The sequence below is a fragment of the Sphingomonas sp. Leaf23 genome, assembly GCF_001421585.1.
Taxonomy (GTDB): Bacteria; Pseudomonadota; Alphaproteobacteria; order Sphingomonadales; family Sphingomonadaceae; genus Sphingomonas.
Window position 1 is genome coordinate 274,089 of the sequence record NZ_LMKR01000004.1, and the last position, 15,758, is coordinate 289,846.

The following is a 15,758-nucleotide window of genomic DNA, read 5'->3' on the forward strand; positions in this document are numbered from 1 at the left end:
CCATGAAGAAGCTGTCGGTTCTGCTGCTCCTGCCGCTGGCGGCCTGTATCCGCTTCGGGGCGGAACCGCCCCCTGCGCTGCTGACGCTGACGCCCGCCGCGCCGATCGCCGCCGGGCAGACGCAGAATTCGGCCGCCGCGCGTTCGATCACGGTACAGGTGCCGGTCGTGCCGCAGGAACTGGCCGTGACCCGCGTGCCGGTGCAGTCCAGCCCGACGACCATCGCCTATGTGAAGGAAGCGCAGTGGGTCGAACCGCCCGCGCGCCTCTTCGCGCGGTTGCTGTCTGACACGCTGACGTCGCGCGCGAACATGGTGGTGCTGAGCCCGCGTCAGGGCTTCACCGATCCGGGCGCGCAGCTGTCGGGCGAGCTGCGCGAGTTCGGCATCGATGCCAGCCGCAACGAAGCGGTGGTCGTGTATGACGCGACGTTGCAGCGGGTGAACGCCACCACCTTCGAAAAGCGTCGCTTCGAAGCGCGCGTACCGGTGACCGCGATCGACGCGAACAGCGTCGGCCCGGCGATCAACCAGGCCGCGAACACCGTCTCCGCCGCCGTTGCCGACTGGGTGCGGGGCTAAACGACCGCGATGGCGCTGCACAGCTGGCTGTTGTTCCTGGCGGCCGTGATCGTGCTGTGCGGCACGCCCGGCCCCAACATGCTGCATGTCCTGACGCGCAGCGTGGCACTGGGCTGGCGGGGCAGCCTGCCGGCGATGGCCGGGTGCCTGACCGCGCTGGTCGGGTTGTTGGCAGCATCGGCGGCCGGCCTGACCGCGCTGTTGACCGCCGTGCCGGGACTGTTCGACGTGCTGCGCTATGCCGGTGCGGCGTATCTGGCGTGGCTCGGCTTTCGCGCCTGGACGGCCAAGGCGTCGCCGGCGGATGCGATGCCGACCGACCTGCCCCGCGCGCACCTGTTCCGCGGCGGTTTCCTGGTCGGGATCAGCAACCCCAAGCTGCTGCTGTTCGCGACCGCCTTCCTCCCGCAGTTCGTCGATCCCGCCCGGCCGCAGGCGCCGCAGTTCGCGATCCTCGTCGCGACCTTCGCGGTGGTCGAATGCCTGTGGTACGCCGCCTATGCACTGGGCGGCAGCTCGATCGCCCGCCACCTGACCCGCCCGCGTGTCCGCCGCTGCTTCGACCGCGCGACCGGCGGAATCTTCTTGGGGTTCAGCGCCGCGCTGCTCGCCTCGCGCGCCTGATCGTCAGGCGGCCGGAGCCTTGCGCACCGGCGGCATCGCATTGCACACATCCGCCCCGCCCGCCGGCACCGTGAAGAACGGCGGCTCACGATTTTCCCGCCCGCGCAGCCATGCCGCGAACCGCGCATTGTCCGCCGCGCGATATTGGTAATGCGGCCGCGCGGCGGCGGGCAGATCGCTGGCCAGCCGCACCGACAGGATCGGCGTCGGCACCTGGTCCAACGCGTAAAAGCCCATATTGCCCGTGCCGCGCGGCAACGAGGATAGATATTCCATCCCCTCGATCACCCGCCCGACCAGCGCGATATTGCGGTCGAGGTGCCGGGGCGCATGGCCGATCACCGTATAAAGCTCCGCCCCGCTGCCGGTGCTGGGCGCCATGTCGCGTCCGACCCCGACCATCGCATAGCAGTGCGTCAGCCACGCGCCCTTGCCGTCCCCCGCCACCGGCCAGCCATCGGCGCTGTGCCCGCTCTTGGCCGCATAGGGATCGCGCCGGGTCATCTGCGTAACCGCATCGTAGCGTGGGGTCACATACTCCGCCGGTGGATTGGCGACGACACCGGCGGGCAGCGGCTTCTTCTCGGTCACGTCGCCCCATTGCGCGACATAATTGTCCTGCACGCGATAGACCGAAGTACCGTCCCACCAATGCGCCAGCGCCAGCTTGCGCAGATTGGCGACATGCACCGGCGCGTATCGCGGCGCCAGCCGGATCACGACCCGTTTGCCACCATCGAGCGTCATCACCATCAGTTCGTCGTCGGGAATGGCGCGCCAGTCGGCCTCGACCGGATCGGCCGGGCCGGGCAGCGGCGGGGCGGCGGCCGGCGTGGCGGATTGAAGCAAGGCGGCGATTAGTGAGACGAAGGTCATGGGCGTATCGTGGCACGCATTCCGCGCATCCCGCAACTGCCGCTTGCACGAAATCCCGCCGGGCCCTAGGGAACCCACCTTCCGGCAATGCGGAGCGGTGGCCGAGTGGTCGAAGGCGCTCGCCTGGAAAGTGAGTATACGGCAAAACCGTATCGAGGGTTCGAATCCCTCCCGCTCCGCCATTTACCCCACGGAAAACCATTCCGTTCCCGCAAGAACCCCGAACCACCCCGGCCTGCGCCTTACCCTGATCGCGTATTGATCCGCGTGAGCCCGGGTTATCCGGCCCCGAGGGTTATGGACCTCCCGATCTGATCCCGCCGCTATCGCGCGCGCTGCTGCGGCACGAATTCCTCCAGCACCGCCTTTTCCAGCAGGTCGGGCGGGAGCAGCCCCTGCCGCAGCAGGAAATCGTTGAACGCCAGCCGATCGAATTTCCGCCCCAGCGCCAGCTCCGCCTCGATCCGGATGCGCAGCAGGCGGGTATAGCCATAGAAATAGCTGCCCGCCTGCCCCGGTGCGCGCGAGGTGTAGCGTTCGATCTCCTGCTTCGCCATCGCGGGCGACGTCACCACCTGTTCGAGCAGGATGCGTCGCGCCTCTTCGCGCGAGATCAGGCCGAGGTTGAGCATCGGGTCGAGGAACGCGCGCGCCGCCCGCAGCAACCGCGCCTGATACGCCATCAACTGTCCCTCGACCGGGTGATAGGGCAGCGCCTCCGCCTCGGCATAGAGCGCCCACCCTTCCACGTTCACGCTGTTGAAGGCATAGAGGATGCGCGCCTGCGACACCCCGCCCTCCAGCATCGCCGAAAATTGCAGCTCGTGGCCCGGCCGCCCTTCGTGCGCGCTGACCGTCCATTGCGCGGCGGGGAAGTTGAAATCGTCATAGACCGCCTCCGGCCCTTTGCCCGGCACCCCCACCGGCAGGACGAAGGTGCCATATTCGCCCTTGTTGTTGAGCAGCGGCGGCGGTTCCATGTGCGGCGCGGGCGACGCGGCCGATTCCGCAGCACTCGCCAGCCGCATCTTCATCGCTCGTTCCGGCAGGGTGACGATGCGTTCGCGGCGGAGCGCGCCTTCGATCGTGCGGTTGACCGCGGCATAGCTCGCCTCGATCCGGTCGTCGGGGATGCTGCCGCGCTTCAGCTGGCGGATGACGTCGACATAGCTGCCCAGCGCCAGCCCCTTGTCGGCGGCGACGCGCGGTGCCAGCGCGATCATCGCGGCGCGCGTCTCGGCGAATTCCACCTGTGCCTGCGCGATCAGCAGGCGGGGATCGATGTCGATGCCGAACTGCTTCAGCCGGAACGCATAGACCTCCGGCGGCAACCGGGGATCGGTGCGCGCGATCGGCAGGATCGTCGCCTTCGTCCATGCGGTATAGTCGGCGATCTGGGTGTTCAGCCGGGCCAGCGCCTTGTCGGCGCCGGCCACCTTGTACTGCGCGAACAGCCGAGCAATGCCATCGGCATAGGTCCCGGCATTGGCGATGGCATTGTCCACCGCCACCTTGTCGGGGCCCAGCAGCCCGGGCGCGCGCGATTCGTCGAAACGCTGCCGCGCCAGATCGGTCAGCGGCGTGGTGCCCGGCCAGTCGCCGACATAGCGCCGCAGCAGCTCGACCGCCTTGGCCCGCCGGTTCGGCGCGACCTGATCGTCGAGCAGCCCCTTGATCCCGTTGAACATCGCCTGCGGCGCATCGGTCCAGTTCAGGAAATATCTGCGCCGCAGCCGCACCCCCTCCAGATCGTCGGACACCGACTGGATCAGGATGTCGAGGTCCTGGGCGATCCGCGCATCCCGCTCGGCGGCGCGGCGGCGCTTCAGCTCGGCGATCACCGCCGTCAGCGCCTCGCCACGGCGTTCGTCGCGCCGGGGGGCCAGGTCGCTGGCCAGCCCGTCATAGGCCGACAGCCCGTTGGCCGACGCATCCTCCGGATCGAACTTCGCCTGCGCCGCCAGCACCAGCGCGGTATTGCGGTTGCTGGCCGCCACCCAATCGGCACCCTGCGCGACCGGGGCCGGCGGCGCGGCCTGCACCGTCGCCGCACCTGTCATCAGCGCGGCACACACCGTAATTCGTACCAGCCTGCCCATCACCGCCCCCTCATCTGAACCATCAGGCTATGCGGTGGCGCAGCCGCTGTCAGCAGCAAAGTCCTGCCCCTTGCCGGTCCCCGTCGAACCGATTGCGGCCGGCCCATACGCGCCCTATCGTCGGTGCCGGGAGAGGAAGCGAGGAAACGGGCCGCTGTACGACGATCACGTCCTTCTCGATCTATATGCGGCGGCGGAGTCGGAGGCGCGCTGGACACCGATGCTCGATGCGCTGTGCAGCGCGCTGTCGGTGCGCAGCGCCGTGGTGCAGATCGTGCAGGAATCGGCCTCGTCCAGCTGGGAGGCATGGACCACCCGCGATTCCCACTCGACCCGCCACGCCGAACGGCACGACAGCTGCCTCAACCGCCCCGACAGCCCGCGTTTCCAGCTGCTGCCCGGCCATGTCCCGCATGTCGAGATTTCGAGCGACCAGCGCAGCTTTGGCACGCGGCCCGACCTGATCGACGACCTGCGCGGCCGGACGGATCGGGCGGGACTGGGCATCGGGCTATGGGCATCCTTCCCGATCGGTGGCGACCGGACCTTCAGCCTGATCCTGCATCGCCATCCCGGCGACATGCGCGACCTGACCGACGAGGAGGAACGCGACCTGACACGGCTGCTGCCGCATCTGCAACAGGCGGTGCGGCTGAACGCGCGGATCGGGTCGCTGCAACGCCGGGTCGACACGCTTGGGGCGGTGTCGAGCCATGTCCATGCCGGGTTGCTGCTGTGCGATGCCGACCTGACCGTCGACTGGTGCAACGCGGCGGCGCTCGAGGTGCTGGCGTGCACGTCGCTGATCGCGCGGGTCGCCGGGCGGCTGCGCTGTGCCCGGCCGCACGATGGCGAACGGCTGCGCGATGCAGCGCAGGCGGTGGCGCGCGGTGCCGTGCGCGTCGGGCGGGTGGTGCTGATCGGTGATGATGGCGCCAGCCTGCACCTGCGCATCGTGCCGACCGCCGATGCCGTCGGCACGTCGCCCGCCGGTACCGATGGCGCGGCGCTGGCGGTGATGCTGTCGCTGCCCGACAGCCGTACGCAGTTCGACGTCGACGACATCGCCGTGCTGTTCGACCTGTCCCCGGCAGAGGCGCGGTTGACCTCCGCGCTGGCGGGCGGCGCGTCGATCACCGAATATGCCGCCACGCGCGGCATCGCCACCGGCACCGCGCGGGTCCAGCTGAACCGCATCCTGTCGAAGACCGGAACCCAGCGGCAGGCCGATCTGGTGCGCGTCGTCCACGGCTCTCCGGCACGGCGCAGCATCACCGCACCATAAAGCTATGCTATATATCAAATGAGAGTCGCGGCGGCCGCGCGACCCGCCCTACGCTCTGTCCATGATCGCAGCGACCTTCCGGTTACGCCGGGATACGGATCGCGCGACATGGGGAGAGGTTCATGCGCAAGTCGTTCGTTCGCCTGTTGTCCGCCGCCGCCCTGCTGGCCGCGATGCCCGCCGCCGCGCAGCAGGTGCTGCCGCCCCCGCTCGCCAGCGGTGCGAAATCCGACGTGCCGGTCGCGGTGCAGATCGCGCGCTGGCACATGCTCGACGGCAATATCAACACGCTGACGTTCCGCAGCATGGATACGCTGTTCACCACGCGCACCGTCGCGCACAGCGGCCCGGTCTGGCAATTGCCGCGCGCCGACCATGCGCTCGACTTCACCTATCAGGTGAAGGGCCAGACCGTCCGGGCCGACGATTTCCTCGACCGCACCTATACCAACGCGCTGCTGGTGATGAAGGACGGACGGATCGTCGCCGAAATCTATCGCAACAACAGCAACGAACGCACCCGCTTCATGGGCTGGTCGATGACCAAGTCGGTCACCTCGACGCTGGTCGGCGCGCTGCTGGCGGACAAGCTGATCGCCTCGCTCGACGACCCGATCACCCGCTACCTGCCCGAACTACGCGGTGGCGGTTATGACGGCACGACCATCCGCCAGATCCTGCAGATGCGCTCGGGCGTCGATTACGAGGAACGCTACGACTTCGCCAATCCGGGGATCGCGGCGACCAACCACATCAACGCGCTAGTCAAGAACGTCGCGCGCTTCGCCGATGCCGCGCGCACCATCAAACGCGCCCATCCGCCGGGCAAGGTGTTCGCGTACAAGACGATCGATACCGCCGTGCTCGGCTGGCTGGTCGAACGCGTGTCGGGCGGCAGCGTCGCGGCCTATACCGCGCGCAAGCTGTGGGAACCGCTGGGGACCGAGGCGGACGGCTTCTACATCATGGACGGTGCGCCCGGCACGGGCCGCGAATTCAGCGGCGCGGGCTTCAACGCGACGCTGCGCGACTGGGCGCGCTTCGGCCAGATGATGCTGGATGGTGGCGTCGCCAACGGCCACCGCATCGTCTCCCCGGAATGGGTCGCCATGGCCAGCGCCCCGGCCGCGACCGAGGATGCGAGCGGCGGATACGGGATGCAGTGGTGGACCATGCCCAACACGCCCGCCTATTCGGCGATCGGGTTGCAGGGGCAATATGTCTTCGTCGACCCCGCGACGCGCACGGTGGTGGTGAAGCTCAGCTATTTCCCACCCGCCGACGACAGCGCCGTGTCGGAGGAGACCGCCGCCTTCCTCGCCGCCGCGTCCGCCTGGACGCCGCGCTGAGGGCGAGACGCCCCACGACCCGACAACGACATAAAAAAGGGGAGAGGACATGACCATTCGCACGAAGGCAGCGATCGCGCTGCTGCTCGCATCGACCGCCGCACCGGCATGGGCGCAACAGGCGCCGCCGCCACCCGCCACCACCGATACCGCCGCCGACGAAGACCAGCTGCAGGACATCGTGGTCACTGCGCAGCGCCGCACCGAACGGCTCCAGACCGCACCGCTGTCGGCGACCGCGCTCGACGCCGATGCGCTGACCAAGAACGCCGTCACCAGCCTCGCCGACCTGCAGACCGCGACGCCCGCATTGTCGGTATCGAACGGCGGCATCATCCAGAACGTCAACATCCGTGGCATCGGTCTGGCCAGCGACAGCCCCAACGTCACCGCCGGCGTCGCAACCTATGTCGACGGGCTGTTCCAGCCGCCGATCGTACAGGCCAACAGCTTCTATGACCTGGGCAGCGTAGAGGTGCTGCGCGGGCCGCAGGGGACATTGGTCGGGTCGAATTCGACCGGTGGCGCGATCTTCATCAATTCGCGCAACCCCGATCTGGCGGGTGGCGTCGGCGGCTATGGCGAGATCGGCTATGGCAATTTCAATGCGGTGACCGCCGAAGGCGCACTGAACCTGCCGATCAGTACGACGCTGGGCGTGCGCGTCGCCGGCTTCTATCGCCGCCACGACAGCTATTACCGCGACACCGGGCCGTTCGCGAACGATGCCGGCCGGCTGGACGAAAAGGGCGGGCGCGTCACTATGCTGTGGCAGCCGGGCAGCTTTTCGGCGACGGCGAAGGTCAGCCTGAACGACCGCGATACCGGCGGCTATCCCTATCGCCCGATCCCCGGCACCCGCTTTGCCCCGTTCCGGCTCGGCGATATCCGCACCTTGGGCTTCGACGCGCCGACCGGAAACCGCGACCTCGCCTTCCAGGCCGGGCTGGAGCTGCGGCAGGAGCTGGCGAACGGCATCGTCCTGCGCTCGGTGAGCGGGTATCAGAACAAGCGGATCCGGAACCTGCTCGACATCGACGGGTCGCGCGCGCCGCTCTCCGCCGGTGGGGAGATTTCGCAGGACTATTCCGCTGGCGAAAAGCAGTATAGCCAGGAAATCAACATCATCTCGCCGACCGACGGCGCGTTCGACTGGATCATCGGCGCCTATTTCCAGCGCAACGATATCACCGTCCGCATCCTGCAAAGCGAGGGCGGTTTCCCGACCGACATCACGCCGATCAACGAGCGCACGACCAAGGGCGTGTTCGCGCAGGGCAATTACCAGATTACCGACGCGCTCGAATTCCAGCTCGGCGGACGCTATTCGACCTACAAGGCGACCGGCACCGGGTTCGTCACGATCGGGCGCGGCGTTCCGGGCTTTCCCGCCAACGGCCTGCCCGTCGCCGACCTGTCGGGATCGCACGACGATGCCCGTTTCACCGGCAAGGCTGCACTCAACTGGAAGCTCGACGCCGACAACCTGCTCTATGCGCTGGTCGCGCGCGGGTACAAGCCGGGCGGGTTCAATTCGACGACCTCCGAATTCGCTCCCGAAACGGTAATGAGCTACGAAGCCGGCTGGAAATCCAGCTTCTTCGGCGAACGCATCCGCACCCAGCTCAGCGCCTTCTACAATAAATACAAGGGGTTCCAGTTCAACGTCGTCGAACCCAGCACCGGCTTTTCGGGGGTCCAGAACATCTCCGACGTGACGATCAAGGGGTTCGAGGCACAGCTACAGGCGCGCGTGCGGGGATTCGGATTCGACGCCAATGTCGCCTATGTCGATTCCAACCTTGCCAGCGTGACCTTCGTCAACACCCGCAACCTTCCCGCCGGCACGCTCGGCCCGCAATGCCCGGCCGGCACCGCCGCCAACCCGCCGGTCTGTTTCGACTATGCCCCCTTCATCCAGGTATCGGGCGACGGCCCCAATCTCTATGCGCCCGAGTGGACCTATAATCTGGGCGTCGACTACCGGATCGAGGTCGGCGGCGGCGCTACGCTGACCCCGCGCGTCAACTATGCCTATGTCGGGCCGCAATTCACCTATCTGGCCTATTCGCCGATCAGCGACCGCATCGCCGGGCGCGGGCTGTTGTCGGCGCTGCTGACGCTCGACATGGGCGATTGGCAGCTAACCGCCTATGGCACCAACCTGACCGACAAGGACTATGTCAGCGGCCAGTTCAACCTGAACGAATTCTACGGTCCGCCGCGCGAATATGGCGTGCGGGCACGGATCACATTCTAACGCCGGATCGCGCTCCCCCTTCCCACGCGGAAAGGGGGAGCCGGGCCGCCACCCCCGCAAAACACTGGACCCGACCGACGTAAGCATCGAAAGGCGAAAGCCGACGCCGACCGTTGGGGGACAGATTGATCGTGAGCAGCATTTACACGCTTCGGCTGCAATGCCCCGACCGCCCCGGACTGGTGGCGCGGGTTGCCGGTTTCCTCGCGGAGCGCGGGGCCAACATCGTCGATGCGCAACAGTTCGACGATGCGCTGTCCAGCCGCTTCTTCATGCGCGTCGCCTTCACCCCCGGCGAGGCCGGATCGATCGAGCGGCTGCGCACCGAATTCGCTCCGATCGCCACGGCCGCCGACATGCAATGGTCACTGCGCGATCAGGCGACGCCGAAGCGGGTGCTGCTGATGGTGTCCAAATGGGACCATTGCCTCCTCGACCTGCTCTATCGCACCCGGCTGGGCGAATTGCCGATGGAGGTGGTGGCGATCGCGTCCAACCACCCGCGCGACGTGCTGCACGGCGCGCTGATCGACGGCATCCCGTTCCACCACCTGCCCGTTACCCGCGAGACGAAGGCGGCGCAGGAGGCACAGGTCAAGCAGCTGGTCGACGACACCGGTGCCGACCTGGTCGTGCTCGCCCGCTATATGCAGATTTTGTCCGACGATCTGGCGGCGTTCCTGTCGGGCCGCTGCATCAACATCCACCACAGCTTCCTGCCCGGATTCAAGGGCGCCAAACCCTATCACCAGGCGCATGCCCGCGGCGTGAAGATGATCGGCGCGACCGCGCATTACGTCACCGCCGACCTGGACGAAGGGCCGATCATCCATCAGGACGTCGAACCGATCAGCCATGCCGACACGCCCGACGATCTGGTGCGCAAGGGCCGCGACATCGAACGCCGCGTGCTGGCCGAAGCGGTTCGGCTGCACCTGAACGACCGGGTGTTCCAGAACGGCGCGCGCACGGTCGTCTTCCACGGCTGAACCCGGCGGTTCCCTCGGCGCGGGATGCGACCTACATCCCACGCATGTTGCAGACGCTGATCGTCGCCGGGCGGGATCGCCATCGGTTGCAGGAAATCGCACAGGTCGCCACGCGCTTCGGCATCGGCGTCGTTGCGGCACGGTTCGGGCTGGGGACCGATGGGGCAGATGGCGATCCCGCCGATCTCCCCCGCCGCACGCGGCTGGCGCTGGAGGCGCTGGGGCCGACCTTCGTAAAGCTCGGCCAGATCCTCGCCACGCGCGGCGACCTGTTGCCGCCGGACTGGATCGCCGAGTTCGAACGGCTGCACAGCGATGCGCCGACGTTGCCGTTCGCCGATCTGCGCGACGCGGTGGAGACAGCACTGGGCGAACCGCCCGAAACCGCGTTCGCGAGCTTCGACCAGAACCCGCTTGCCGCCGCGTCGATGGCGCAGGTCCACCGCGCCACGCTGCAGGACGGGCAAGCGGTCGTGTTGAAGATCCGCCGCCCCGGTATCCGCCCCCGGATCGAGGCCGATCTGCGGCTGATCGCGCAGGGTGCGGCACTGGCCGAACGGGCCAGCGCCGACACACGACGGTTTCAGCCGGTCGCGCTGGTCCGCGAACTGGCCGCCGCCATGCTCGACGAGTGCGATTTCACCAACGAAGGGCGCAACGCCGATCGGCTACGCGCCGACTTCGCCGGCGATCCGCGCGTCGTCGTGCCGACGATCCACTGGCAATACACGTCCGACGCGCTGCTGGTGATGGACTATGTCGACGGCACTCGCCCGACCGACCCGGCATCGCTGCGCGCCGCAGGCATCGATCCCGCCGCCATCGCTGCGTTGGGCGCAGACGTCGTGCTCGATATGGTGCTTATCAACGGCCGCTTCCATGCGGATCCGCATCCCGGCAATCTGCTGTGCCTGCCCGGCAACCGCATCGCGCTGCTCGATCTCGGCATGATCGGTCATGTGTCGCCGCGCCGGCGCGAGGAGTTCGTCGGATTCGTTCAGGCGCTGCAACGCGGCGATCCCGCCCTGCTGGCCGACATCCTTGGCGCATGGTCGGCCGGCGCGAACGTCGCCCCCGCAGCCGTCCGCGCCGCCGCCGACCGGCTGGTCGCGCGCCATGGTGGGCAATTGGTGCTGCGCGCGATCGTCACCGATCTGCTGGCGGTGATGCGCGAAACCGGGCTGGTCATGCCCAGCGACCTGTTGCTGATCTTCAAGGCACTCATCACCATCGACGGTGTGCTGGCGGCGATCCAGCCCGATTTTGACCTGTCGGCGGCGCTGCGACGTGCCAGCCTGCGCATCGTGCGGTCGCGGCTGTCGGCGGACCATTGGGCGCCGGTCATGCAGGGCCTGGCATGGGAGCTGGGCCGGATCGGCGACGATGCGCCGCGCCTGTTACGGCTGCTGGTCCGACGGCTCGAGGCGGAACCGGCCGCGCCGGTCGCGGTGCAACCCGATCACACGGGACCGCGCTGGATCGCCGCCGCAATCCTGGCCGGGGCGGCACTGATCGCCGCCGCCGGCCTGCTGGGGTGACGCGAAGGAAACTCCCCCGCGTCGACCCGATCAATACATGTGCTGGCCGCCGTTGATGCTCAGCGTCGAGCCCGTCACGAAGCCGCCCTCTTCCGAACACAGGAACGCGACGCCACGCGCGATCTCGCTCGCCTGGCCCAGCCGGCCGACCGGGATCTTCGCCACGATCTTTTCCAGCACGTCGGCCGGCACCGCCGCCACCATGTCGGTGTCGATATAACCCGGCGCGATCGCGTTGACCGTCACGCCGAACCGCGCGCCTTCCTGTGCCAGCGCCTTGGTGAAGCCATGGATGCCCGACTTCGCGGCGGCATAGTTCACCTGACCGTACTGGCCCGCCTGCCCGTTGATCGACCCGATATTGACGATGCGGCCCCATTTACGGTCGCGCATTCCGGGGAACGTCGCCTTGGCAAGGTTGAAGCACCCGCCCAGGTTCGTGCGGATGACATCGTCCCACATGTCGTAGGTCATCTTCAGCAGCGTGCCGTCGCGGGTGATGCCGGCATTGTTGACGACGATGTCGACCGGGCCGATCGCTTCCTCGATCGCCTTGACGCCGGCCTGGGTCGCTTCGAAATCGCCCACGTCGAACTTGAACGCGGCGATGCCGGTGCGGTCGCTGAACGCCTTCGCCTTGTCGTCATTGCCCGCATAATTGGCGGCGACGGTGATGCCCATGTCCTTGAGCGCAAGGCTGATCGCCTCGCCGATACCGCGCGTGCCGCCGGTGACGATCGCTACCCGTGCCATGCATTCTCTCCTACGAACATTTCGACCCTGCTAGGCCGGGTCAATCCATCCCGCAAGTTCGCGCGCGATAATGTTGCGCAACATTTTATTGCCCGTGGCTTCGGCATTCAGGCACGGAAGATACGCGAAATCGGTCCCGCCGGCTTCCTCGAAGCTTTCCTTGCCGCGGATCGCCAGCTCCTCCAACGTCTCCAGACAGTCCGCCGAAAAGCCCGGTGCAAAGATTGCGACCCGCCGCTTGCCCGCCTTCGCCAGCTCGACCAGCGTGTCGTCGGTGGCCGGACTCAGCCACTTGGCGGGGCCGAAGCGCGACTGGAAGGCGACGGTCAGTGGGCGACCGAGCGCCTCCTGCACCAGCCGCGCGGTCTTTTGGCAATGGCAGTGATAGGGGTCGCCGAGCTGCAGCGTACGCTTGGGCATGCCGTGGAAGCTTGCGACGATCGCATCGGGTTCGAAATCAAGCTTCGCCAAATCCTCCTTCAGCGTGGCGGCCAGCGCGTCGATATACAGCGGATCGTCATAATAGGGCGGCAAGGTGCGGATCGCCGGCTGCCAGCGCAGTTTCGCCAGATGGGCGAACGCCTTGTCATTGGCGGTCGCGGTCGTTGCCGCGCAATATTGCGGATAGAGCGGCGCCAGCAGGATGCGGTCGCAGCCTTGTTCGCGTAACTGTTCGATCCGGCTGGCGATCGACGGATTACCGTACCGCATCGCCCAGTCGATCACGACGCCGTCACCGAACGCGCCCTGCATCGCGTCCGACTGCGCGCGGGTGATCGCGGCCAGCGGCGATCCGCGCTCGCTCCACACCTGTTGATAGGCGTGCGCCGACTTCTTCGGCCGCGTGTTCAGGATGATGCCGCGCAATATCGGCTGCCACGCGATCGCCGGAAGCTCGACGACCCGCCGGTCGGACAGGAACTCGGCCAGATAGCGCTTTACCGATCGCGGGGACGGATCGTCGGGCGTGCCGAGGTTCATCAGCAATACGCCGACGCGGCGCTTCGGGATGGCGGGGTGATTCGACGGGCGTTCCATGGGGCGGGTTAACGCGCAGGCGACCGCTTCGGGGCAAGTGGTATTTTGGGGCAGGTTTGCCTATCCCAGCAGCGGCAACGACCGATAGCGCCGCCCGGTCGCGGCGTGCAGCGCATTGGCGATGGCCGGCGCCACCACCGGCACCGCCAGTTCGCTGACACCCCCCGGATCGGCATCGGAATCGACGATCTCGATCATGATCTCCGGACTGTCGGCCAGACGCGGCAGGTTCAGGCCCCCAAAGCCCCGCACGTTTGGCAGGTTCGCCTCGAACCCGGTCGACGCGCCGGTGGCCATCGCCATGCCGAACAACAGACCCCCTTCGATCTGTTGCCGCACCAGATCGGGGTTGATGACCCGCCCGCAATCGACCGCGACGACCAGCCGGTCGACCTTCACGCGTTGGTCGTCCCCAATATGCGCCTCCGCCATGCACGCGATCGCCGACCCGCGCATCCGGTGGCACGCGATGCCCTGCGCACTGCCCGGCACCCCGCCCTGCCAGCCGCCCATCGTCGCGACGGTCGACAGGCAGCGGGCCAGCGCCACGTCGCCGCCCAGCATCGCGATGCGGAACGAATGGGCCTCCATCCCCGCAAACCCGGCCAGTTCGTCGAGGAAACATTCGGTGAAGAACGCGGTATAGCTATGCGCGCCCGACCGCCACCATCCGGCGGGCAGGCCCAGTTCGGCCGGGTGATGATCGACCGCCAGGTTGGGGATGCCATAGGCCGGCACCGCGCCATCGGTCGCCATCGCATCGCCCCGGTCGCCCGGCAACGCCATCGCCAGCGACGCCGCGACATCGCCGCCCAGCAGCAACCGCGCCAGATCGCGGCCCGTGCGCGGCGCAGCAATCTGCGCCCGCCAGCCCATGATCGCCCCGCCCCGCCCCAGCCGCGCCGTCATCCGCGCGGCGGCCGGCGCACGGTAGCGGTCGGCCAGGCAATCCTCGCCGCGCGACCAGCTGAGCTGCACCGGCTTTTCCAGCTTGCGCGCCAGCACCGCCGCCTGTTCAGCGACCCGGTGGTCGAGGTTCGCGCCGAACGATCCCCCGGCGATGGTCGGGTGCAGCACCACCTGCTTTTCGGAAATGCCGATCGCCCGCGCGGCGGCGGCGCGGGCCAATGTCGGCGCCTGCGTCGGCATCCACAGCGTCAGTGTGCCGTCATTCCATTCGGCCGTCGCACTGGTCGGCTCGATCGCGCCGTGCAGCGCCGCGCCGACACGGTACGTCGCGGTCTGGGTCCGGCCGCCCGCAAACGCCGCGTCGACATCGCCCGCCTCGTGCACCCGCGCGCCCTCGCCCGCCAGCGCGGTGTCGAGCGCGGTGGCGATCGACGCATCGTCGACCAGCCCGTGCGTTTCGAACCGCGGCGCCATCGCATCGACCGCGCGATTGGCCGCCCACCATGTCGTGCCCGCCGCGGCGACCCAGCGGTCGGTCTCGACCACGCTCACCACGCCCGGCACCGCGTCCGCCGCCGCCTTGTCGACGCTCAGCAGCCGCGTATCGCCGATCGGCCCCTGCCGGATCGACGCGAACACCATGCCCGGCCGGCGCACATCGGCGGCAAAGGTCGCGCTGCCATCGACCTTCGCCGGCGCGTCCAGCCGGGGCTGCGCCGTGCCGACCAGCCGCTTTTCCTCACCGATGCGGTAGGGCAGCTCGCCGCCCGGCAGGCTTTCCTGCGCCGCCGCCGCCGCCAGCACGCCGAACCGCTCGCGCCGGTCGCCCATGACCACAAAGCCGTCGGCGGTCCCGCAACTGCGCCAGTCCCCGCCCCAGCCGCGTGCCGCCGCCTTGCACAACAACACCCGCGCCGCCGCGCCCGCTTCCCGAAGCGGCGCTTCAAACCGGCGGATCGAGGTCGACCCGGCGGTCAGCATCAGCGCGGTACGCTCGGCATGCGCCGCCCGCGTCGCGGCCGGCAGCAGCGCGAGCGCATCGCCGAACAGGATGCCGGCGGCCAGCGGATTGGCATAGAGCGGGTTGATCGGCGCGGCCTCGACCGCGACCGTGCGCCAGTCCGCGCCCAGTTCGTCGGCCACGATCTGCGGCAGGGCGGTATAGACTCCCTGGCCATGTTCGGTCTGCGGCACCGCGACCGTGACCTGCCCGTCGGCACCGATCTTCAGATAGGGGCCAAAGATGCTCTCCCCCTCCGCCGCCGCCAGATTGACGCCATACCGGCGCGGCCACAGCCCCCACGCGACGATCAGCCCGACCCCGGCGCCACCGCCGATCAGCAGGTTGCGGCGGGTGATACGGGGGGTGGTCGGTGCGGCCATGCGCGGGGTCGTAGCAAATCATCCCCGGCGGGGGGAGGGGGCGTGGGTGAAGTCGCAGAACCATCACTCCAGAC

12 protein-coding genes and 1 tRNA gene are annotated in these 15,758 nt (G+C 68.2%); 8 read left to right on the plus strand and 5 right to left on the minus strand.

The window, feature by feature from the left end; all coding sequences use genetic code 11:
• Positions 1-2 precede the first annotated feature (2 nt).
• Positions 3-581: an ABC-type transport auxiliary lipoprotein family protein gene (locus tag ASE67_RS13700; protein WP_235511913.1), complete on the plus strand. Its 579-nt coding sequence runs from the start codon at positions 3-5 to the stop codon at positions 579-581.
• Between the two features lie 9 nt (positions 582-590).
• A complete protein-coding gene (locus tag ASE67_RS13705; protein WP_055762416.1) occupies positions 591-1,205 on the plus strand; it encodes a LysE family translocator in 615 nt (204 codons plus the stop codon).
• Positions 1,206-1,208: 3 nt separating this feature from the next.
• Here the strand turns inward: ASE67_RS13705 and ASE67_RS13710 are convergent, their stop codons facing one another.
• Positions 1,209-2,081 (minus strand): peptidylprolyl isomerase, encoded by an 873-nt coding sequence (locus ASE67_RS13710; protein WP_055762419.1) that lies wholly within the window; start codon positions 2,079-2,081, stop codon positions 1,209-1,211.
• Positions 2,082-2,172: 91 nt separating this feature from the next.
• On the opposite strand from ASE67_RS13710, the gene ASE67_RS13715 reads away from it, so the two are divergent.
• A tRNA-Ser gene (locus ASE67_RS13715) sits at positions 2,173-2,263 on the plus strand.
• Positions 2,264-2,404: 141 nt separating this feature from the next.
• On the opposite strand, the gene ASE67_RS13720 is transcribed toward ASE67_RS13715, so the two are convergent.
• The gene (locus ASE67_RS13720) at positions 2,405-4,180 is read right to left on the minus strand and encodes a DUF885 domain-containing protein (RefSeq protein ID WP_055762422.1); all 1,776 of its coding nucleotides are present in this window, start codon (positions 4,178-4,180) and stop codon (positions 2,405-2,407) included.
• A gap of 220 nt (positions 4,181-4,400) precedes the next feature.
• Here ASE67_RS13720 and ASE67_RS13725 point away from each other — a divergent pair, with 220 nt between their 5' ends.
• The 5 genes from ASE67_RS13725 (at position 4,401) to ASE67_RS13745 (ending at position 11,601) form a co-directional block, all read left to right on the plus strand.
• The gene (locus ASE67_RS13725) at positions 4,401-5,465 is read left to right on the plus strand and encodes a helix-turn-helix transcriptional regulator (protein ID WP_055762425.1); all 1,065 of its coding nucleotides are present in this window, start codon (positions 4,401-4,403) and stop codon (positions 5,463-5,465) included.
• A gap of 122 nt (positions 5,466-5,587) precedes the next feature.
• Positions 5,588-6,814 (plus strand): serine hydrolase domain-containing protein, encoded by a 1,227-nt coding sequence (locus tag ASE67_RS13730; RefSeq protein WP_082457137.1) that lies wholly within the window; start codon positions 5,588-5,590, stop codon positions 6,812-6,814.
• Between the two features lie 49 nt (positions 6,815-6,863).
• Positions 6,864-9,074, plus strand: a complete 2,211-nt coding sequence (locus ASE67_RS13735; RefSeq protein WP_055762428.1) for a TonB-dependent receptor — start codon at positions 6,864-6,866, stop codon at positions 9,072-9,074.
• A 131-nt stretch (positions 9,075-9,205) separates the two neighbouring features.
• Positions 9,206-10,063, plus strand: coding sequence for a formyltetrahydrofolate deformylase (gene purU / locus ASE67_RS13740; protein WP_055762941.1), 858 nt, complete (start codon positions 9,206-9,208; stop codon positions 10,061-10,063).
• 44 nt (positions 10,064-10,107) lie between these two features.
• Positions 10,108-11,601, plus strand: coding sequence for an ABC1 kinase family protein (locus ASE67_RS13745; protein ID WP_055762431.1), 1,494 nt, complete (start codon positions 10,108-10,110; stop codon positions 11,599-11,601).
• A 30-nt stretch (positions 11,602-11,631) separates the two neighbouring features.
• Here the strand turns inward: ASE67_RS13745 and phbB are convergent, their stop codons facing one another.
• From phbB to ASE67_RS13760, 3 genes are read right to left on the minus strand one after another with little or no spacing between them, the layout of a single operon-like run.
• Positions 11,632-12,354 carry an acetoacetyl-CoA reductase gene (gene phbB, locus ASE67_RS13750; RefSeq protein ID WP_055762434.1) on the minus strand — a complete coding sequence of 241 codons (723 nt, stop codon included), beginning with the start codon at positions 12,352-12,354 and terminating at the stop codon, positions 11,632-11,634.
• Between the two features lie 30 nt (positions 12,355-12,384).
• Positions 12,385-13,392, minus strand: coding sequence for a ferrochelatase (gene hemH, locus ASE67_RS13755; RefSeq protein WP_055762437.1), 1,008 nt, complete (start codon positions 13,390-13,392; stop codon positions 12,385-12,387).
• 60 nt (positions 13,393-13,452) lie between these two features.
• Positions 13,453-15,684, minus strand: coding sequence for a xanthine dehydrogenase family protein molybdopterin-binding subunit (locus ASE67_RS13760; RefSeq protein ID WP_055762439.1), 2,232 nt, complete (start codon positions 15,682-15,684; stop codon positions 13,453-13,455).
• Positions 15,685-15,758: the final 74 nt, after the last annotated feature.

What these genes read in the sequence shown, in the direction of transcription:
- ASE67_RS13745 (WP_055762431.1), top strand. Translation starts at nt 10,108, where the DNA reads ATGTTGCAGACGCTGATCGTCGCCGGGCGGGATCGCCATCGGTTGCAG.
- ASE67_RS13735 (WP_055762428.1), top strand. Translation starts at nt 6,864, where the DNA reads ATGACCATTCGCACGAAGGCAGCGATCGCGCTGCTGCTCGCATCGACC.
- ASE67_RS13700 (WP_235511913.1), top strand. Translation starts at nt 3, where the DNA reads ATGAAGAAGCTGTCGGTTCTGCTGCTCCTGCCGCTGGCGGCCTGTATC.
- ASE67_RS13760 (WP_055762439.1), bottom strand. Translation starts at nt 15,684, where the DNA reads ATGGCCGCACCGACCACCCCCCGTATCACCCGCCGCAACCTGCTGATC.
- ASE67_RS13725 (WP_055762425.1), top strand. Translation starts at nt 4,401, where the DNA reads ATGCTCGATGCGCTGTGCAGCGCGCTGTCGGTGCGCAGCGCCGTGGTG.
- phbB (WP_055762434.1), bottom strand. Translation starts at nt 12,354, where the DNA reads ATGGCACGGGTAGCGATCGTCACCGGCGGCACGCGCGGTATCGGCGAG.
- ASE67_RS13730 (WP_082457137.1), top strand. Translation starts at nt 5,588, where the DNA reads ATGCGCAAGTCGTTCGTTCGCCTGTTGTCCGCCGCCGCCCTGCTGGCC.
- hemH (WP_055762437.1), bottom strand. Translation starts at nt 13,392, where the DNA reads ATGGAACGCCCGTCGAATCACCCCGCCATCCCGAAGCGCCGCGTCGGC.
- ASE67_RS13720 (WP_055762422.1), bottom strand. Translation starts at nt 4,180, where the DNA reads ATGGGCAGGCTGGTACGAATTACGGTGTGTGCCGCGCTGATGACAGGT.
- ASE67_RS13705 (WP_055762416.1), top strand. Translation starts at nt 591, where the DNA reads ATGGCGCTGCACAGCTGGCTGTTGTTCCTGGCGGCCGTGATCGTGCTG.
- ASE67_RS13710 (WP_055762419.1), bottom strand. Translation starts at nt 2,081, where the DNA reads ATGACCTTCGTCTCACTAATCGCCGCCTTGCTTCAATCCGCCACGCCG.